This is a genomic window from Nonomuraea sp. KM88, from assembly GCF_052245635.1.
In the GTDB taxonomy this organism is placed as follows: domain Bacteria; phylum Actinomycetota; class Actinomycetes; order Streptosporangiales; family Streptosporangiaceae; genus Nonomuraea.
On sequence record NZ_JBQQCC010000002.1, the window covers coordinates 553,949 to 572,944 of the forward strand.

The following is an 18,996-nucleotide window of genomic DNA, read 5'->3' on the forward strand; positions in this document are numbered from 1 at the left end:
TCAGTAATCCGTGGAAAAGGGGACGATCGTGCGTATTGCTCTCGCCGGGCTCGCCACCAGCCACCCGTACACCGACGCCCGCACCCTGACCCGGCATGCCGAGCTGGTGGTGTGGGAGCCCGATCCCGAGCGGTTGCGGCGTTTCACCGACGAGCATCCGGCCGCGAAGGTGGCGGAGAGCCTGGCCGGGGCGCTGGGACACGAGCCCGACGGCGTGGTGCTGACCGTGCCCAACCCGCAGGTGCCCGCGGCGCTGGCCCGGGTGCTGGAGACGGGCGCGGCGTGTTTCGTGAACAAGCCGGCCGCCGCGACCAGGGGCCAGCTCGACGCGCTCGACCGGCTGCCGATCCACGAGCGGGTGATGTCGACGTCGGTGCTGCGGTTCGCGCCCGCCTTCGCGGGGCTGCGGGCCGTCCCGGACGAGCTGCTAGCCGTGCGTGCCACCGTGCGCCATGACGTGGGCCTCTGGGCGTCCGGCTACAACGCCTGGCAGGACACGCCGGGCGAGGGCGGCGGCACGATGGTGACCATGGGGATTCACGGGGTGGAGCTGCTCGTGGCCCTGCTGGGCCCGGACGTGCGGCTGGCCGGGGCCGCCCGGTCCACGCGGCATTACGGTGCGCTCCGTTCGGAGGACACCGGGGTGATGGCCCTGCGGTGGGGCGGCGGCGTGCTCGGCACGGTCGAGGTGCTCGGCGTCTCCGAGACGGAGTCCTACGCGGTCACGCTGCACGGACGCGACTCCACCGAGACCGTGCTCATCGAGGGCGGCGACGACCCGATGAGGGGCCTCGGCTACGAAGGCACCATCGACGCGTTCCTCACCATGGTGGGAGGCGCGCCCAGCCCGGTGCCGTGGGAGCAGACCAGGGCCGTCCTCGACGTGCTCGTCTCGGCGAGGGAGAGCGCGTAGGGAGCCGTCCCGGCGTTGACAGCACGACTCTCGCGCAGTTACGGTCTGGACCGTAAATAGCGGATGGAGGACGTTCGTGCGGACGACGGCGGAACTCGAGGAGCGGCTGGCGCGGCCCGGCGCCGGGCTCGTCGACGATCTGGGCAGGCTGCCCGGCGACATCATGATCCTGGGCGCGGGCGGCAAGCTGGGCCCGAGCCTGGTGCGGCTGGCCCTCAACGCCACCCGCGGCGATCGGCGGATCATCGCGGTGTCCCGGTTCGGCGAGCCGGGCCTGGCGGACGCCCTCAGGGCGGACGGCGCGACGGTGGTGAGCGCCGACGTGTCCGACGAGCGGGCGCTGCGCGACCTGCCGGAAGCGCCCAACGTGGTCTTCCTGGTCGGCGCCAAGTTCGGCACGCAGGGGCGCGCCCACGCCGCCTGGTTCACCAACACCTACCTGCCCGGCCGGGTCGCCGACCGGTTCAGGGAGAGCAGGATCGCCGCCCTGTCCACCGGCAACGTCTACCCGCTCGTCCCCGTGGCCGGCGGCGGCAGCACCGAGGACTCGCCGACCGGGCCCGTCGGCGACTACGCGATGAGCTGCCTGGGCAGGGAGCGGGTGCTGACGCACTTCTCCGAGACCTACGGCACCCGCGTGGCGCTGCTCCGGCTCAACTACGCCGTCGAGCTGCGCTACGGCGTCCTGGTCGACCTGGCGCAGAAGATCCTGGCGGGCGAGCCCGTCGATCTCATGACCGGCCAGGTGAACGTGGTCTGGCAGGGCTACGCCAACGAGGTGACGCTGCGGTCGCTGCTGCTGGCCGACGCGCCGCCGTACGTGCTCAACGTGACCGGTCCCGAGCTGATCTCGGTGCGGCAGGCCGCGCTGGCGCTGGGCGAGGCGCTCGGCAAGGAGCCGGTCCTCACCGGCGAGGAGGCCCCCACGGCGCTGCTGTCGAACGCGGGCCGCTGCCACCGGCTGTTCGGCTACCCGGAGCTGACCCCCGCCGAGCTCATCGAGCACACGGCGCGCTGGGTCGCGGACGGCGGGCCGCTGCTCGGCAAGCCCACCAAGTTCGAGCGCCGTGACGGGCGTTTCTGATCCACAGCTCACATCACCGCACCTATCACTTGGGGGGACTCACGTGCTCGGCACGGCTCCAGAGGCGCACGCGTCCGTGCGCGACCTGTTCAGGCGCGGCCTGGTGATCCCGGCGCACCCGCTCGCGCTGACCTCGGACAGGAAGCTGGACGAGCGCCGCCAGCGGGCGCTCACCCGCTACTACGTCGAGGCGGGCGCGGGCGGGCTGGCGGTGGGCGTGCACACCACGCAGTTCGCCATCCACGGCACCGGGCTGCTGGCTCCGGTGCTCGAACTGGCCGCCACGGTGGCGGGCGAGTACGCGCACGAGGTGGTGCTCGTGGCCGGCGCCACCGGGCCGACCGCGCAGGCGGTGGCGGAGGCCGAGCTGGCCAGGTCGCTCGGCTACCACATGGTGCTGCTCAGCCCGTACCGGGAGCTGGACGAGGACGGCCTGATCGAGCGGGCGCGGGCGGTGGGCGAGGTGCTGCCGGTGATCGGCTTCTACCTGCAGCCCGCGGTCGGCGGCCGCCACCTGTCCAGGGAGTTCTGGACGAGGCTGGCGCAGATCGAGGCCGTGGCCGGCATCAAGGCGGCGCCGTTCGACCGCTACCGCACCCTCGACGTGCTGCACGGCGTGGTGCGCGCGGGCCGGGCCGGCGAGGTCGCCCTCTACACCGGCAACGACGACCACATCCTGACCGACCTGATCACCTCGCACCGCGTGGTCGTGGACGGGCGGGAGGTGGACGTCGAGTTCGTCGGCGGGCTGCTCGGCCAGTGGGCGGTGTGGGTACGGCGGGCCGTGGAGCTGCTGGAACAGGCCAGGGCGGCGCGTTCAGGCGACGACGCGGCCGTGCGCCGGCTGCTCACCCTCGACGGGCACCTGACCGATGCGAACGCCGCCATCTTCGACTCCGCGAACGCCTTCCACGGCTGCATCCCCGGCATCCACGAGGTGCTGCGCCGGCAGGGCCTGCTGGAGGGCCGCTGGTGCCTGGACCCGGCGGAGGACCTGTCGCCCGGCCAGCTCGCCGAGATCGACCGGGTGCTGGCCGCCTATCCGGAGCTGCGCGACGACGAGTTCGTCGCGGAGAACCTCTCTCGCTGGCTCGCCTGAGCGATGGGCGGGGGCGGAGTGCCGGCGCGTCCGGCGGTGAACGGGGGCAGGGCGCCGGAGCGCCGGGCGGCAGGCGGCCGCGGGGCGCTAGAGCGTCAGGCGGTAGAGGGTCAGCGGGCGGCCGCTGGATCCGCTGGTGAGGTTGCCGGTGCGCTCGGCGAGCCCGGCCAGCTCCAGGCGGTGCAGCATGCGCCGGGCCGTGCGCTGCTGGACGGCCAGCCGGTCGGCGATCTCCCGCGTCGTCAGGGGTTCGTCGCCCGCGGCGGCCCGCGCCTCCAGGAGTTTCTCCAGCGTGGGCACCGACAGCCCGACCCGGCGGGCGATGACCGACAGGCTCTGCCGGCCCGCGGGCGTGGTGGTCACCGACTCCAGGACGATGTCGGCGTCCGCTCGCAACGACAGCACCGCGGCGACCGGGCCGATCCTGCGGGCCTTGGCCAGCGCGCGGCGCGCCAGGCTCTCCGCCTCCGCGGCGCTGCGTCCCAGGCCGAAGCCGACGCGGACCGCGTCGTTCTGGCCGGCCAGCCGGGCCAGCATGGGCAGCCCGGTGAAGCCGCCCGTGGCGTCGTGCAGCGGGCCGCGGGTCGTGACCAGCAGGTGCGTGCCGCCGCGGAAGGCGGCCAGCGTGCCGCCCAGGGCCGTGGCCTCGCGCAGCAGCCCCTCCTCGTTGGCCACCTCGATGAGCCCGAGCGCGATCTGGGCGTCCTCCTGCACCTGCCCCTCGGCGGTCAGCACGAGCTGGCGCAGCGCCACCCGTACGGAGTGCACGGACGGCACCAGGCGCAGCACGTGGCGCTCGTCGCGCAGCGCTTCGTACACGGAGCTCAGGCAGGTGATCACCGTGTGCGCGGGACTCCTGCGGTGGAAGGCGATCGCCTTCTGGGAGGTCATCCCGGGCCGGTAGGAGTGCGTGCGCAGCTCGCCGGTCGGCAGTCCGGCCTCGGTGAATGTGGCGTCGACGTCGGCGGCCGACAACGTGTCGATCGACAACATGGTGACGTCCTCGCCCTGGTGCTGGAGGCGTACGAGGGCGTTGAGCAGCGTCGCGCCGGAGTAGTCGACGAACGCGGCGGGACGGGTGAGGGCCTCGGCGTCGCGGGAGAGCATGTAGGGGACGATGCCGGTGAACAGCCAGCCCTCGACGGAGGTGGCGTGGGCCTCGACGATCGCGGGGGCCTGCGACTCATGGTCGTAGTCGAGGCGCAGGGTGCTCACGCCCGGCTGCTCCTCGCAGACGGCCGCGACGTCGTCGACCAGATCGTGCGGGCCGACGACTCCGATGACGATTCCCACGCACGCCTCCCTCTCGCTCATTTCGGTCAAGACCGCAATCATAACTGGTGAGGTGCCAGGTGAAGTTCCCGTCCATGGCAGAAGCAGACGGCCGCACCCTCGGCGACGAGGAGGTGGCCGCCGTCGAGCGGGTGATCCGTTCGGGCATGCTCAGCTCCGTCTGGGGGACCGAGGCGCGGGCGCTGGAAGGCGAGATCGCGCAGGCGTACGGCTCCCGCCATGCGATCGCGTGCAGTTCCGGCACCGCGGCCCTCCATCTGTCGGTCGTGGCGGCCGCGCCGGACCCGGGGGACGAGATCATCACGACACCGATCACGGACTTCGGAACCGTGGCCCCCATCCTGGCGCAGAACGCCGTTCCTGTCTTCGCCGACGTGGATCCGTCCGACGGAAATCTCGATCCCGGCGCGGTGGCCCGGCTCATCGGCCCGCGGACGAAGGCGATCATGGCGGTGCACCTGTTCGGGGCGCCGGCCAGGATCCACGAGTTGCGCGCGCTCGCCGACGAGCACGGCCTGGTGCTGATCGAGGACTGCGCGCAGGCCTGGCTGGCCGAGCTGCCCGGCGGCGGGCTCGCGGGGACGACGGGTCACGTGGCGTGCCTCAGCCTGCAGCAGTGGAAGCACATCACGTGCGGCGACGGCGGGCTGGCGATCACCGGCGACGACGAGCTGGCCAGGCGGATGCGGCTCTTCTCCGACAAGGGCTGGGACCGCGCGGCCGGGCGCTCGCACGCCTCCTTCGGGCTCAACTACCGCATGACCGAGCTCCAGGCCGCGGTGGCCCGCGCCCAGCTCGCCAAGCTTCCCGGCGTGGTCGCCGCGCGCCGCCGTACGGCCCTGCGGCTGATCGAGGCCCTCAAGGACCTGCCGGGGGTACGGCTGCCGCGCCCGCAGGGCCACGCGTGGTGGCTCTTCCCGATCGTGTGCCCGGACGGCGACGCTCCCGAGCTGGCGGCGCACCTGGCGGCGGCCGGGATCCCGGCGCGCGCCGGATACCTCGCGGAGCCGCTGAACAGGGCGCCGGTGTGGCGGGCGGCGGTCTACGGGACCGCCCGCTTCCCGCTCGACGGCTACTCTCCGAACCCCTGCCCGCAGGCCGAGCGCATGGTGGACCGTACGCTGCTCGTCGTCGACTGGAACGAGAACTACACGTCGGAGCACGTCGAGCTGATCGCCCAGGAAATAACGAAATTTCGGGCTCGGGGCTAGTCACGTTCATATCTCAGGCATTGACCAGGCCAAGTCCCGCTCACTAGGTTTCGGTCAGGACCGGTATTAAGCGAAAGGAAGCCGCCGATGAAGAAGGCAGCGGCAGTCGGCCTCGCGGCCGCCCTGAGCCTGGCGGCCGCCGGGTGCGGATCAAGCGGCGGCTCGGACAAGAGCTCCGTGACCCTGTGGATGTACCCCGTCATCGGGGACCAGGCGAAGAGCCAGGCGTTCTGGGGCAAGGTCGAGAAGGACTTCGAGGCCGCCAACCCCACGACCGACATCAAGATCGACCTGCAGCCCTGGGAGGGCCGTCAGGAGAAGGTCACCACGGCGCTCGTCTCGAAGAAAGGCTTCGACCTGGTCGTGCTCGGCCCCGACCAGATCCCGCAGTACGCCCAGCAGGGCACGATCGAGCCGGTCGACGACATCGTCGCCCCGGCCAAGGCCTCCTACCTGCCCAACTCGCTGACCGCCCTCACCGTCGGCGGGAAGCTCTACGGCGTCCCCATCTACCAGACGATCACCGCGCCCATCTACAACAAGAAGCTGTTCTCCGAGGCGGGCGTGGACAAGGTGCCGGAGACGCTCGACGAGCTGAAGGAGGCCGCGCCCAAGCTGGCCGCCAAGAAGGTCGCCATCCTCGACTACCCGGGCAAGCCCGAGGTGACGCTCAACCAGAGCTTCTACCCGATCCTGTGGGCCAACGGCGGCACCGTCTTCGCCGCCGACGGCAAGAGCGTCGCGTTCAACGGCCCTGAGGGTGTGGCGAGCCTGCAACTCCTGCTCGACCTGAAGGCCGCGGGCGGCCTGCCGCCGAACACCGCCAGCAAGGGCAACGACATCGAGGGCGGCCTGCTGGCAGCCGGCAAGACCGCCATGTACCACGCGGCCACCGCGGGCCAGGTCGACCAGCTCGCCACCGCCATCGGCGAGGAGAACGTCGGCATCGGCCTGCCCCTCGAAGGCACGAAGCGGGTCGCGTTCGGCATCCCCGGAGGCCTGATGGTGGCCAAGCACTCCGAGAACAAGGAGGCGGCCAAGAAGTTCGCCGCCTACCTGGCCTCGCCGGAGGTCTCCGCCGCGCTGGCCAAGGAGTCGGGCTTCTTCCCCGCGCGCACGGACGTGACCGTGCCCGGCCAGTCGGAGGCGTCCAAGGAGTTCGCCAAGTCCCTGCAGTACGCCTTCCCCGGCGACACCCACCCGAAGGCCCGGCAGGTGATGGGCGTGCTCGCCCCGCACATCCAGGCGGCGCTGCTCGGCAAGGAGGACGCGAAGACCGCGCTCGACGCGGCCGCCGAAGAGGCGAACCAGCTGCTCGGCAGCGGCGGCTGAGAGGGAAGGAACCACCTGGTGCGTCAACGCTTGCGTGACCCGGTCACCGGCCTGCTGTTCGTGCTGCCCGTACTCGTGCTCTTCCTGATCTTCCGGATCTTCCCGTCGCTGGGCGCGGCGGGAATGAGCCTGACGAACTGGAACATCGGCGGCGAGTGGGACATCATCGGCGCGGACAACTACATCCGGCTGCTCGACGACGTGAACTTCTGGCTGAGCCTGCGGGTCACCCTCGTGTACTCCGCCGTCTACGTGCCGCTCACCATGCTCGTGGCGCTCGGCACGGCGTTGCTGCTCAACCAGGTGGTCTTCATGCGCGGCCTGTTCCGCGGCATGCTCTTCCTGCCGTACGTGACCAGCTTCGTGCTCGCGGGCATCATCTGGCGCTGGATCTACGAGTTCAACGGCCTGATCAACGGCCTGCTCGCCAAGGCCGACCTCGGCCCGGTCGCCTTCCTCGAGGAGTCGGGGGTGGTCCTGCCCGCCCTGGCGGTCGTGGCGGTGTGGAAGGGCTTCGGCTACTCGATGCTGATCCTGCTGGCCGGGCTCAAGGCGATCCCGTCCTCCTACCTGGAGGCGGCCAGCATCGACGGGGCGAGCGCGTGGCAGCGCTTCCGCAGGATCACGCTGCCGCTGCTCAGGCCCGCGATCTTCTTCGTCATGGTGATCGAGACGATCAGCGCGTTCCAGACGTTCGACACGGTGTACGTGATGACCGGCGGCGGCCCGGCCAGGGCGACGTACACCCTCATCTACGGCATCTACGACCACGGCTTCCGGTCGTTCGACTTCGGCTACGCCGCCACCTGGGGCATGGTGCTGTTCGCGATCGTGCTGGTCGTGTCGCTGGTCCAGCGCCGCTTCCTGGACCGGGGGAACACATGACGACCACCACGACCTCCCGTCCCTCCGTACGGGCCGAGACCCCCGGCGCGGCGCGCAGGCGGTGGTGGCGGGGCAGGTGGCCGCTGGCCGCCCTGCTCGCGCTGCTGTCGGTGCTGACCGTCAGCCCGTTCGTGGCGATGTTCATCGTGGCGCTGTCGCCGGCGGGCCGGCCGACCGTGCCCGCGCGGTGGCCGGAATCGCTCACGCTGGACAACATCACGATGGTGTTGTCGTCGTCCGGCTTCGTCACCTGGACGATCAACTCGCTGATCTACGCCGTGGTCTCCGTGGTGATCATCCTGCTCACCTCGTCGATGGCGGGCTACGCCTTCGCCAAGAAGCGCTTCCCCGGCCGCGAGGCGATGTTCTGGACGTTCCTCGCGACCATGATGGTGCCGTTCCAGGCCACGCTCATCCCGACGTTCGTGCTGGTCAACAGCCTGGACGGGGTGGACACGTTCTGGGGGCTGATCGTGCCGACGCTGGCCAACTCGCAGGCCGTCTTCCTGATGCGGCAGTTCATCCTGGGCCTGCCGGACGAGCTGTTCGACGCCGCGAAGGTGGACGGCGCCTCCGAGTGGCGGGTGTACTGGACGATCGTGCTCCCGCTGACCAAGCCGATCCTGGCCACGCTGGGCGTGTTCGTGTTCCTGTGGCACTGGAACGACTTCCTGTGGCCGCTGGTCGTCGGGCAGAGCGACGCCACGCGCACGCTCACCGTGGGCCTGACCACGCTGCGGACCGAGGAGATGCAGCTGTCGCTGCTCATGGCGTCGGCCGCGGTGTCCGTGGTGCCGTGCCTGCTGGTGTTCTTCCTGCTGCAGCGCTACCTGGTCAACAGCATCGCGATGACGGGACTGAAATGATCGCCCTCAGCCTGGCTCCCGAGCTGCGCGAGATGTTCCTCCCGCCGCCCGTCTTCGCGCAGCTCCGGCGGCTGGCCCCGATCGGCCCGCTGGAGCGGGCGCGGGTGCTGGTCACCGGGTGGGACACCCCGCGCGTGGACGCGGAGACGCTGGCCCGCGCGCCGGAGCTGCGGCTCGTGGCGCACACGGGCGCGGCGGTGGGGTTCCTGGTCTCCGACGCGCTCTGGGAACGCGGCATCCGGGTGACCCAGACCGGAGCGGCGATGGCGCCCGCGGTGGGCGAGGTGGCGCTCACGTTCACGTTGTGCCTGCTGCACCAGGTGCACCGCTTCGACCACGGTCTGCGGTCCGGGTCGGGCTGGGCGGAGACCAGGCAGGCCGCCAGGCCCCGGCGCGAGCTGCGCGGCAGCGTGGTCGGCGTCGTGGGCGCCTCCCGCACCGGCAGGGCGTACGCGGGCCTGGTCCGGGCGCTGGGCGCTGAGCTGCTGCTCGCCGACCCGACCGTCTCCGCCGGTGAGGCGGCCGGGCTGGGCGCCACGCTGGTGGAGCTCGACGACCTGCTGACGCGCAGCGACGTCGTGGCCCTGCACGCCCCCGCCATCCCGGCGACCCGGCACCTGATCGGCCGCAGGGAGCTGGTGCTCATGCCCGACGGCGCGGCGCTGGTGAACACCGCCCGATCGTGGCTGGTCGACTCCGCCGCGCTCCTCGACGAGCTGCGCGGCGGCAGGATCGACGCGGCACTCGACGTCTTCGACGAGGAGCCCCTCCCGGCGGACAGCCCGCTGCGCGGCCTGCCGAACGTGCTGCTCACGCCCCACCAGGCGGCGGGCACCGAGGAGGCCAGGCACCGGATGGGAACGCTGACGGTCGGCGAGATCGCCAGGTTCCTCGCCGGCGAGCCGCTCCAGCACGAGATCACCCGCGAACAGCTGCGCTGGACCGCCTAGCGCTCCCGAAGAGAGGGTCTAAGCTGTGCGAATGGCCCCTATCGACCCCCGTGCGGCCGCGCTGCGCGACCGGCTGCGCGGCACCCTGATCGCCGCCGCCGCGACCCCCATGACCGGGTCGGGCGAGGTCGACCTTGACGTGGTCTCGCGCTATTTCGCCGGCCTGGTGGCCGGCGGCGCCACCGGCCTGGCCGTGCTCGCCCACACCGGCCGCGGGCCCTTCCTCGCCCCCGGCGTCCGCGCCTCCGTCATCGAGCGCGCCGCCGCCCTGAACGTCCCGGTGCTGGTCGGCGTGGGCGGCGGTCCCGAGACCTCCGACCCGGCCGAGCAGGCGCGGGTGGCCGCCGGCCTGGGCGCGGACGGCGTGCTCGTGTTCCCGTCGGAGGGCGACAGGGCCGCGTTGCACGAGGAGATGTGGCAGGCCGCCCGCCTGCCGATGGTCGCCTTCGACCTCTACACGCGGCCGTGCCCGCCGGGCGTCCTGCGGGAGATCCTGCGGCACCCCGGCGTGGCGGGGCTCAAGACCGCGCTGCTGTCCGACGCCATCGGCTGCCAGCGGGCGATCATGCTCGCCCGCGAGGCCGGCCGGCTGGCGATCACCGGGGAGGACCGCATGTTCGGGCCCTCGCTGCTGTGGGGGGCCGAGGCGGCGCTGGTGGGCATCGCGGCCGCCGCCGTCGAGGTGACGGCCGAGGTGATGCGCGCCTTCCGCGAGCCCGGCCTGCGCGCGTTCGAGCAGGCATCGGCACGCCTCGACCGGCTGGCGGCGGCCACCTTCACCGACCCCATGGAGGGGTACGTCCAGCGCATGCTCTGGCTGGCCGCCGCCGAGGGCCGCATCCCCGGCACCCACGCCCACGACCCTCACGGCCCCGGCCTGACGGAGCGCGAGCGCCTGGAACTGCAGGCCCAGGACTTCGGCCCGCCGCCGGCGCGGGAACGGGCCGGGACGATCGCCTGAGCGAGGGCGCCGCCGAGCCCGTACGGTGTCAGAGCCGGAAGAGGGCGGCGGCGTTGCGCCAGGCGATCCGCTCGGCCGTCTGCCCGGACAGGCCGGCCGCGGCGACCGCCCCGAAGGCCGACGACGGGTCGATCAGGGTCGCGTCCGTGCCGAACAGGAGCTGGGCCGGGTCCACGCCCGCCACCACCTCCGCGATGCGGCCCGCCGGGGCGTGCGACCAGCAGGGCTCCAGATAGAGGCGGTCGCAGGCGCCCGCCGCCTCGATGGCGTGCCGGAACCCGTCCGCACCCATGTGCCCGGCGATCACGCGCAGATCCGGGATGTCCAGGCAGACCTCGGCCAGGTCGAGCACCGAGGTGCCCCACGTGTGCACGAGCGCAGGGCGGCCCGTCCCGGCGACCAGCGTCAGCGCCTCGCGCAGCCGCGCCGAGCCGGCCGGCGAGCCCGTGTAGTCGGTGTGGATCTTGACGCCGACGAACCTGCCGCCCGGGAGGTACGCGCGCAGATCCGCCTCCGCCTCGCGCAGCCGGCGCGGGTTGACCGTGACGTAACCGAGCAGGCGGTCCTGGGTCTCCAGGTACGCGGCCAGGGCGCGGTTGCCCGCCGGAGCGTCGTAGATCACGGCCTCGGTGGCGGAGACGATCGCCCGGTCGATGCCGTAGCGGTCCATGGTCGCCAGGGTGGATCCGGCCACGTCCATGGTGAAGAACCACGGGCCCCAGTGGGCGTGCACGTCGATGATCACAGCGCGGGCCTCCTCGGCGTTCCGGCGAGCAGCCTCGTCGCGTTGCCGCCCGCCACCGCGGCGGTCTCCGCCGGCCCCAGGCCGCTGGTGGCCAGGCGGAGGAGGGGGACGAGGGGTTCGTAGTGGGGGGTGCGCGAGCCGTACAGCAGGCGGTCGGCCCCGATCTCCGCGGCGACGGTCTCCAGGGCGTCGGGGGAGTTGAGCAGCCGGGTGGAGGTGTGGAAGCCGGGCTCGTCCGAGGCGGCCACCAGGAAGTCGCCCAGGTGGTAGAAGTGCGTGTCGAGGAAGACCACGTCGGCCCCGAGCCCCGCGAAGGGCTGCCAGAACCTGCGCACGTCGCCGCCGGTGAGCACCACCAGGCCGAGCCGCGCCGCCCGGCGGGCGACGTGCCGGACGGACGGGAAGCCCGCTTCGACCCCCTGCTCGTCCGGGAACAGGCGGACGGCCCTGACCCCCGCCGACGCCAGCCGCTCCAGCTCGCGGGCCGCGCCGATCGGGTCGCGCAGGTCCACGGCCCCGACGGGAACGATCTCCGGGCGCGCGGCCATGGCCAGCAGCTCGTCGTTGCCCGTGCGCACGTCGAACAGGGCCGCCCGCAGGCCGGCCACGGCCGCCGCCCGGACGCGGTGCGCGGCCAGCGTCTCCAGCACGGCGCCGGGCGTGCCGGGCGGTCCGTCGCGGTCCGGGTATGCGCCGAACAGCACGTCCACGTCGAGCGTCACCTCCAGCTCGCCGACCAGCCGCCACGCGTCGAAGGGCGTGGCGGACCCAGCGTTTTCGGGCCAGTCCTCAATCGACATGCCGGTCATTATGTCATTGACGAGGAGCGGTGCTGAAGATACGGTCATGACCTTAATTAGGGCCTGCTCCGCCTCTGCGAGCGTCGTCGATCGCGCCGGGCGCGTACCGCCCGCCCTTGACCGCCGCTCCATCGCCCGGATAGTTTCGGTCTGTGCCGAAATATGTGATCGATGCGCACCGGCTCGTCGGTCCCGTGCCGTTCGACGACCTGCCGTCGGATCCCCGGGGCGAGATGGACAGGCTGGGCATCGACCGGGCCCTCGTCACCCACACGCTCAGCCTCTACTCCGACCCGGGAGCGGGCAACGAGGCCCTGCTCGCGCTCGGCGATCCCCGGCTCGTCCCCGTGCCCGTCGTGGTGCCAGGGGAGACGGAGGAGCCGCCCCCCGGCGTGCGGATGGTCAGGCTCTGCCCGGAACGCCACCGGTTCGATCTCACGGGCCCGGCCACGCTGCGCTGCCTGCCCGCCCTCGGGCTGACCGCCGCGATCGACCTCGACGAGACCTCGCCCGCCCAGCTCCGCCACCTCGCCGAGCGCCTGCCCGGCCAGCGCCTCCTCGTGCTCAACCCCGGCTACCGCAGGCTGCGCGCGCTGGGCGAGCTGATGGACGAGGCGCCGAACGTGTGGGCCGAGATCGGCACCGTCAACACCCAGGGCGGCGTCGAATGGCTGGCCGCGCGGTTCGGGGCGGAGCGGCTGGTGTTCGGCACCGGAGCGCCCGTCGCCGACGACTGCGGGCCGCGCTTCCTGCTCGACCACCTCGACCTGCCCCCCGAGGACGTCGAACGGATCGCGTCGGGGTCGCTGGAGGCGCTGCTGTGATCCTCGACGCCCACGGCCACGTGGGGACCTGGCCGGACTTCCTCATCCCGCATCCCGCCGCCGAGCACCTCGTGGCCGCGATGGACCGGATCGGCGTGACCGCGATGGGCATCAGCCACCTGCTCGCCGTCGGTCCCGACGCGGTGCGCGGCAACGCCGCCGCCCTGGAGATCGCCGAGCGCTTCCCCGGCAGGTTCGGGGTCTGGCAGGTCTACAACCCGCACCACCGCACGCCGCTCCCCGGCGAGGGAGCGCGGGGCGTGTGGGGCGTCAAGCTCCACCCCGACGTGCACCAGTGCCGCCTCGACGACCCCCTGTACGAGCCGGTCTGGCGCCGCGGCCTGCCGGTTCTCGCGCACGGCCAGACCGACTCGCCATGGAGCGACCCCGCCCAGTTCGCCACCGTCGCCGCACGCCATCCGCACGTGCCGCTGCTCATGGGGCACACGGGGCTCTGGCCGTACGGGTTCGGCCGCGCGGCCCGGCTCGTGGCCGACCGTCCCAACGTGTTCCTGGAGACGTGCGGCTCGAAGATGACCGGTCGCTGGATCGCCAGGCTGGCGGCGCTCGCAGGGCCGGAGCGGGTGCTGTTCGGCTCGGACGCGTGCTTCCTCGACCTGCGTACGGGCTACGGCCGCGTCGCGCTGGCCCCGCTCGCCGACGCCGACCGCGCTCTCGTCCAGGGCGGCAACCTGGCCCGCCTCCTCGGCCTCCCCCTGCCTGACCTGCCCGGCTCGCCCGGGTCACCCGGTTCGCCTGAGAAGGGACATCCAGCGTGACGCTCGCCATCCACGGAGGCGCCCCCGTCCGGACGGCCCCCTGGCCGGCCTGGCCGCCGCCCGCCGACCCCGCCCAGCGCGAGCTGGTCACGAAGGTGCTGGAGAGCGGCCTCTGGGGCGCCACGCAGGGCGGCTCCGTCGTCGCGGACCTGACCGCCGCGTTCGCCCGCCGCTCCGGCGTCCGGCACGGCGTCGCCGTCGCCAACGCCACGCTGGGCCTGTTCGCGGCGCTGCGCGGCCTGGGCGTCGGCAGGGGGGACGAGGTGATCGTGCCGGCGTACACGTTCGTGGCCTCGGCCACCGCGGTGCTGCTGGCCGGAGCCACCCCCGTGATCGCCGACGTCGACCCCGTGGACCTGCACCTGTCCCCGGCCGCGGTGCGCGACGCGCTGACCGGCAGGACGGCCGCGATCATGCCCGTCCACCTCGCGGGCAGCCCCGCCGACATGGACGCGCTGAACGACCTGGCCGCCCGCCACGGCCTCGCGGTCGTCGAGGACGCCGCCCAGGCGCACGGCGCCACGTACAAGGACCGTCCGGTCGGCGGCCTGGGTGACGCCGGCGTCTACAGCTTCCAGGCGAGCAAGGCGATGACCGCGGGTGAGGGCGGCCTGATCGTCTGCCGCGACGAGGCCGTGCACGAGCGCGTCTGGTCGGTCTGCAATCTCGGGCGCGCGCTGGGCGGGCAGTGGTACGGTCACCCGTCCGTCGGCTGGAACCTGCGCCTGACCGAACTCCAGGCGGCGCTGCTGCTGCCCTGGCTGGACCGGCTCGACGAGGAGATCGACCGCAGGAACGCCTTCTGCGCCGCTCTCGGGCGCGAGCTGGCCGGCGTCCCCGGGGCCGACGTGGTGCCCGCGACGGAGGGCACCACCCGCGACTCGCGCCACCTCCTCATGGTGCGCCTCGACTCCGGCGTGGACCGCGCGTTCCTGCTGGGGGCCATGGCGGCCGAAGGCGTGCCGCTGGACGCCGGCTACCCGCCGCTCGGCACCATGTCCGCGCTCACCGGCGAGGGCGCCCGCGCCGAGCCGTGCCCCGCCGCCGCCGAGGCGTCGGACACCGTGGTGTGGGTGCGCCAGTCGATGCTCATGGAGGCGCCGGCCGCCGCGGCCGACATCGCCGAGGCCCTCGCGAAGGTGCTGGGCCACGAAAGCGCCACCGTGAATTAGTTCCTTATCCGTAATCCAGGTATTGACGACATAACAGCGTCTCTCTAGGTTTCGGTCATGACCTTAATTAGACGAATGCTGACCGCCGCGCTGGCGGCCGTCCTCGTGCCACTGGCCGCGGCCGCCCCCGCGGGCGCGGCGGAGCGCCGGGTGGAGGACCTGGGCGTGCCCTTGGAGGACGTGCTGCTGCTCGGCGGCGTCGCGGCGCCGGGCCCGGGCGGCGAGACCGTGCTCTGGGGCGCCTCCTCCGGCAGCCCCGCCCACCTCAACGCCGTCGACCCGGCCACCGGGGCCGAGGTGGCCAGGTACGACCTGCCGGGCGCCGAAGGCGCATGGGCCGTGACCGCCACGGCCGACGGCAGCGTCTACGCCGGCACGTACGGTGACGGGCGGCTCTACCGCTGGACGGACCAGGGCGGTGTGCAGGACCTCGGCCGGCCCCTGCCCTCGGAGAACTTCATCTGGGCCGTGGCGGCCGGCGAGGGCGCCACCGTCTACGGCGGCACCTACCCCGGTGGCCGCCTGTTCGCCTACGACCCCGAGACCGGCGTACGCGACTACGGCAGGCTCTCGCCCGAACACGACTACGTCCGCAGCGTCTCCTACGCCGGCGGGAAGATCTACGCCGGCACCGAGGACCCGGCCGCGCTCTTCGAGATCGACGCCGCTTCCGGCACGTCCAGGCAACTCCCCCTTCCCGACGGCCTCGACCCGGCGGGCAAGTGGGCCTACGACGTGGACGTCGCCGCCGGCCACCTCTACGTCCGCTTCGGCAGCGCCTTCCCCGGCCCGCTGCACGTGTGGGACATCGCCGCCGGCCGCTGGACCGACACCCTCGACCCCGCCCACGGCCTGGACGTCTCGCCGCCCGACGCCGACGGCGCGGTCTACCTCGTCAAGGACGCCGAACTCGTCCGCTACGACCCGAAGACGAAGGAGACGACCGGCACGGGCATGCCGTTCACGGGCCGCGTCGCCAACACCCGGGGCATCGGCTGGGCCGAGCTGGGCCTGCCGGACTACCCGGGCAAGAGCGTCGTGGGCCTGCTCTGGCGCGGGCTGATGTTCCGCTACAACCCGCAGACCGGCGCGACGTCGTTCGTGGAGACGCAGGTCAAGGGCGAACCGATCGACGTGACCGCGCTCTCGGAAGGCCCCGACGGCCGCATGTACGCCGGCGGTTTCCTCAACGGCGGTTTCGCCGCCCTGGACCCGAAGACGGGCGAGCGCGCCGAGTTCCACACGTTCTCGCAGAGCGAGGACATGGCCACGCACGACGGGAAGCTCTACGTCGGCGCCTACCCTGACGCCAGGGTCTACGCCTACGATCCGAAGCTGCCGTGGAACAGCCCCGAGTACTCGCCGAGCCCCGTGCCCGGCCCGGCGGACAACCCGGCACGCCTGTTCGACCTGTCCGCGGACAAGCAGATCAGGCCGCGGGCGCTGGCGTCGGCCGGCCGCTACCTCGCCGCGGGCACCATGCCCGACCTCGGCCACCTGGGCGGCGTGCTGGCCGTCTGGGACCCGGAGACCGGCAAGCTCAAGCACTCCCAGCGCGACGTGATCAAGGATCAGAGCATCGTCTCCCTCGCCTACCGCGACGGCGTGCTCTACGGCGGCACCTCCATCTACAGCGGCCAGTCGGCCACGCCGCCGACCCAGCCGGAGGCCAAGCTCTTCGCCTGGTCGGTGAAGGACGACCGGCTGCTGTGGGAGATCGTCCCCGCGCCGGGCAAGCCGGCCGTCCCCGCGCTGGCGTTCGACGATCGAGGCAGGCTGTGGGGGATCGCCGGCGGCGAGGTGTTCGCCGTCAACACGGCCGCCCGCAAGGTGGTCCAGCGGGTCACGCTGTCGGGCAGCGAGAGCGCGAGCGGGCAGCTCTCCTTCAACCGGCGTGACCGCACGCTGTACGGCGCCCACGCCGGCCAGTACGTCTTCTCGCTCGACCCGCGCACCGGCCGGCACACCCAGCTGAAGCAGGGACCCGTGCACCAGCTCGCGGTGCACGGGTCGGGCGACGTCTACTTCGCCGAGGGCCCGCGCCTGTTCCGGCTCACGGGTCAGCAGACGCGGTAGGTGGAGAAGTTCTCGAAGCGCGACAGGTAGAGGTGCCCGTCAGGGCCGAGGAGGAGGTTCGAGATCGGGCGGGCGATGAGCGTGAAAGCCATCGTCCCCGGATCGATCCGGTACGCCTTCCCCTGCACCTTGCCCCAGAGGAAGCCCTTGTGGAACACGAGGTTGGTGTCGAGCCAGACCTGCGTGACGGTGTCCCACGGGTAGGTCTGGTGCTTGACGGTCCTGACGGTCCGCCCGGTGGCCGGGTCCAGCTCGAACAGCGCGTCCGGCGTCAGCCCCCACAACCGGCCGGCGTCGTCGAAGGTGATCGAGCCGAGAGCCAGGTCACCGGGCACCGGGACGCGTCGCCACTTGAGCGAGTCGGTGGCGATGTCGTACGCGAACGCCACCCCCTCGCCCTGAGGAGCGCTGGTGCCGCCGAAGCCCGAGGTGGCGCCGTAGACGACGCCGTCCCGGTAGGCCAGGCCGATGACGCTGTGACCGGGGATGATGTTCCTCTTGATCACCGTACGGCCGGTGGCGGGGTCGAGCAGGCCGAGCGCGCCGCCGAGCGTGCCCGACTTGGGCACGGTGCCGAACGCCAGCCAGTCGCCCGCGGAGATCATCGCGAAGGGGCGGTCCTGCTCCTGGGCGCCGAGGTCGAGCAGGAGCCTGGGCGCGCTCCCGTCGAACTCGTAGATCCGGGCGCCCGGGTAGACGCCCAGGTAGAGCTTGCCCTTGTGGGAGACGATGCCCTCGCTCTGGCCGACGTCGGGCCAGCTGCGCGTCTCGCCGGTGGCGGGGTCGTAGGCGGCCAGGCCGCCGGTGAAGAAGCCGCCCGCGTAGACGTGGCCGTCGGGGCCCGCGCCGAGGGAGCGGATGCTGACGGGCTGGCCGGTCAGGGTGCCGTCGAGCAGCCTGCCCTGGCCGGTCCTGCGGTCGAAGTGCCAGATGCGGCCGGTGGAGCTGGTGCCGACGAGGGTGTGCCCGAGCCAGCCGAGCGTGCGGGCGGCGCCCCCGCCGTGGTCGGTGAAACCGAGTTTGGTGATCTTCTCGGTCTTGAGGTCGTACCTGACGAGTTCGCCGCCCTGGAACAGGTACAGGTCGTGGCCGAGCCGGCCGCCGCCGACGGTGAGGCTGCCGACGTCCTCCACCACGTCCTTCCACACGTTCTCGCGCAGGTCGTACACGCCCATGAGGGCGGCGCCGGCGGAGGTGACGAAGCGCACCAGCAGGTGGCGGCCGGTCACGGCCACGTCGTAGGCGTAGCCCGCGCCCTCGACGGGCGGCTCGATGACGCGCTCGACCGTCCCGCCGGAGCCGACCACCGCGACCTTCATGCTCTCCGCGCCGACGCCGGCGTACACGGTGCCGTCGGGGCCGACGGCGAGGTCTCTGACGAACTGCTCGCCGGGGACGGGGCTGCCCAGGTCGGTGGTGGTGCCGTTCGCGGTGTCGTGGCGGAAGAGCCTGCCCGTGGGCGAGGTGCCGCCGTAGACGGCGGACCCGTCGGGGCTGGCGGCGACGGTCCAGACGAACGTCTCGGTCGCGACGGGGATGCCGAGCTCGCTCACCCGGTCGGAATCCGGCTCGTAGCGGAAGAGCCGGCCCATCGCGCCGGCGGTGGCGTTGTAGCTGCCGACGTAGACCGAGTGGTCGGGGGCCACGGTGACGGCCCAGGAGCCGAGCGCCAGCGGCAGCGGCCGCTCGTCGATCAGGCGGCCGTCGCGGGCGTCCCTGATGCCGAGCAGCGCGGGGCCGGAGGCGCTGGAGGTGACGGAGTAGACGCGCGGGCCCTGGGGGTGATCGGCGTCGAGCGCGGTGCCGGCGGTGGTGGCGCCGGTCAGGGGAAGCGGGTCGAGGGTGTGGAAGCCGCACTCCGTCGGAGGGGCTGCCGCGGTATCGGCCTGGGCCGGAGACGAGAGGGATAAGGCGACAAGAAGCAGTGCCACGATGGTACGCACGTACGGCCTCCCTGGGATCTAATAACGGTCTCGACCGTAATTTGGCCGATGGCTCCGTGGCAA

General features: G+C 72.6%; 17 protein-coding genes. 13 read left to right on the plus strand and 4 right to left on the minus strand.

The genetic code is table 11. The features are described 5' to 3' along the window. Positions 1-28 precede the first annotated feature (28 nt). The 3 genes from ACTWPV_RS08315 to ACTWPV_RS08325 all read left to right on the plus strand — a co-directional run bounded on the left by ACTWPV_RS08315 (position 29) and on the right by ACTWPV_RS08325 (position 3,096). Positions 29-913: a Gfo/Idh/MocA family protein gene (locus ACTWPV_RS08315; RefSeq protein ID WP_443151262.1), complete on the plus strand. Its 885-nt coding sequence runs from the start codon at positions 29-31 to the stop codon at positions 911-913. 76 nt (positions 914-989) lie between these two features. Beyond that, positions 990-1,997 (plus strand): NAD-dependent epimerase/dehydratase family protein, encoded by a 1,008-nt coding sequence (locus tag ACTWPV_RS08320; RefSeq protein WP_443151263.1) that lies wholly within the window; start codon positions 990-992, stop codon positions 1,995-1,997. 43 nt (positions 1,998-2,040) lie between these two features. Next, positions 2,041-3,096: a dihydrodipicolinate synthase family protein gene (locus tag ACTWPV_RS08325; protein WP_347644281.1), complete on the plus strand. Its 1,056-nt coding sequence runs from the start codon at positions 2,041-2,043 to the stop codon at positions 3,094-3,096. 87 nt (positions 3,097-3,183) lie between these two features. Here the strand turns inward: ACTWPV_RS08325 and ACTWPV_RS08330 are convergent, their stop codons facing one another. Next, a complete protein-coding gene (locus ACTWPV_RS08330) occupies positions 3,184-4,389 on the minus strand; it encodes a hypothetical protein (RefSeq protein ID WP_347644280.1) in 1,206 nt (401 codons plus the stop codon). Positions 4,390-4,463: 74 nt separating this feature from the next. Between ACTWPV_RS08330 and ACTWPV_RS08335 the strand changes: the two genes are divergently transcribed. The 6 genes from ACTWPV_RS08335 to ACTWPV_RS08360 all read left to right on the plus strand — a co-directional run bounded on the left by ACTWPV_RS08335 (position 4,464) and on the right by ACTWPV_RS08360 (position 10,594). Next, a complete protein-coding gene (locus ACTWPV_RS08335) occupies positions 4,464-5,600 on the plus strand; it encodes a DegT/DnrJ/EryC1/StrS family aminotransferase (protein WP_443151264.1) in 1,137 nt (378 codons plus the stop codon). A gap of 87 nt (positions 5,601-5,687) precedes the next feature. Beyond that, the gene (locus ACTWPV_RS08340; protein ID WP_443151265.1) at positions 5,688-6,932 is read left to right on the plus strand and encodes an ABC transporter substrate-binding protein; all 1,245 of its coding nucleotides are present in this window, start codon (positions 5,688-5,690) and stop codon (positions 6,930-6,932) included. Between the two features lie 18 nt (positions 6,933-6,950). Next, positions 6,951-7,817 (plus strand): carbohydrate ABC transporter permease, encoded by an 867-nt coding sequence (locus tag ACTWPV_RS08345; protein WP_347644277.1) that lies wholly within the window; start codon positions 6,951-6,953, stop codon positions 7,815-7,817. Further along, complete coding sequence (locus tag ACTWPV_RS08350) at positions 7,814-8,683, plus strand: carbohydrate ABC transporter permease (protein ID WP_347644276.1); 870 nt, start codon at positions 7,814-7,816, stop codon at positions 8,681-8,683. Before ACTWPV_RS08345 ends, ACTWPV_RS08350 begins: the two co-directional genes overlap by 4 nt. After that, positions 8,680-9,633 (plus strand): hydroxyacid dehydrogenase, encoded by a 954-nt coding sequence (locus ACTWPV_RS08355; RefSeq protein WP_443151266.1) that lies wholly within the window; start codon positions 8,680-8,682, stop codon positions 9,631-9,633. Before ACTWPV_RS08350 ends, ACTWPV_RS08355 begins: the two co-directional genes overlap by 4 nt. A gap of 31 nt (positions 9,634-9,664) precedes the next feature. Further along, the gene (locus tag ACTWPV_RS08360; RefSeq protein WP_443151267.1) at positions 9,665-10,594 is read left to right on the plus strand and encodes a dihydrodipicolinate synthase family protein; all 930 of its coding nucleotides are present in this window, start codon (positions 9,665-9,667) and stop codon (positions 10,592-10,594) included. 28 nt (positions 10,595-10,622) lie between these two features. On the opposite strand, the gene ACTWPV_RS08365 is transcribed toward ACTWPV_RS08360, so the two are convergent. Next, complete coding sequence (locus tag ACTWPV_RS08365) at positions 10,623-11,339, minus strand: amidohydrolase family protein (protein ID WP_347644273.1); 717 nt, start codon at positions 11,337-11,339, stop codon at positions 10,623-10,625. Beyond that, entirely contained in the window at positions 11,336-12,139 is an 804-nt protein-coding gene (locus ACTWPV_RS08370) for an amidohydrolase family protein (protein ID WP_443151268.1), read from the minus strand. Before ACTWPV_RS08370 ends, ACTWPV_RS08365 begins: the two co-directional genes overlap by 4 nt. Before the next feature lie 152 nt (positions 12,140-12,291). On the opposite strand from ACTWPV_RS08370, the gene ACTWPV_RS08375 reads away from it, so the two are divergent. The 4 genes from ACTWPV_RS08375 to ACTWPV_RS08390 all read left to right on the plus strand — a co-directional run bounded on the left by ACTWPV_RS08375 (position 12,292) and on the right by ACTWPV_RS08390 (position 16,990). After that, the gene (locus ACTWPV_RS08375) at positions 12,292-12,963 is read left to right on the plus strand and encodes an amidohydrolase family protein (protein ID WP_347644271.1); all 672 of its coding nucleotides are present in this window, start codon (positions 12,292-12,294) and stop codon (positions 12,961-12,963) included. After that, positions 12,960-13,742, plus strand: a complete 783-nt coding sequence (locus tag ACTWPV_RS08380) for an amidohydrolase family protein (protein ID WP_347644270.1) — start codon at positions 12,960-12,962, stop codon at positions 13,740-13,742. Before ACTWPV_RS08375 ends, ACTWPV_RS08380 begins: the two co-directional genes overlap by 4 nt. Then, positions 13,739-14,914, plus strand: coding sequence for a DegT/DnrJ/EryC1/StrS family aminotransferase (locus tag ACTWPV_RS08385; protein WP_443151269.1), 1,176 nt, complete (start codon positions 13,739-13,741; stop codon positions 14,912-14,914). Before ACTWPV_RS08380 ends, ACTWPV_RS08385 begins: the two co-directional genes overlap by 4 nt. 75 nt (positions 14,915-14,989) lie before the next feature. Continuing rightward, a complete protein-coding gene (locus ACTWPV_RS08390) occupies positions 14,990-16,990 on the plus strand; it encodes an outer membrane protein assembly factor BamB family protein (protein ID WP_443151270.1) in 2,001 nt (666 codons plus the stop codon). Here ACTWPV_RS08390 and ACTWPV_RS08395 read toward each other — a convergent pair. Continuing rightward, positions 16,975-18,933 (minus strand): hypothetical protein, encoded by a 1,959-nt coding sequence (locus ACTWPV_RS08395; RefSeq protein WP_443151271.1) that lies wholly within the window; start codon positions 18,931-18,933, stop codon positions 16,975-16,977. The genes ACTWPV_RS08390 and ACTWPV_RS08395 overlap by 16 nt on opposite strands. Positions 18,934-18,996: the final 63 nt, after the last annotated feature.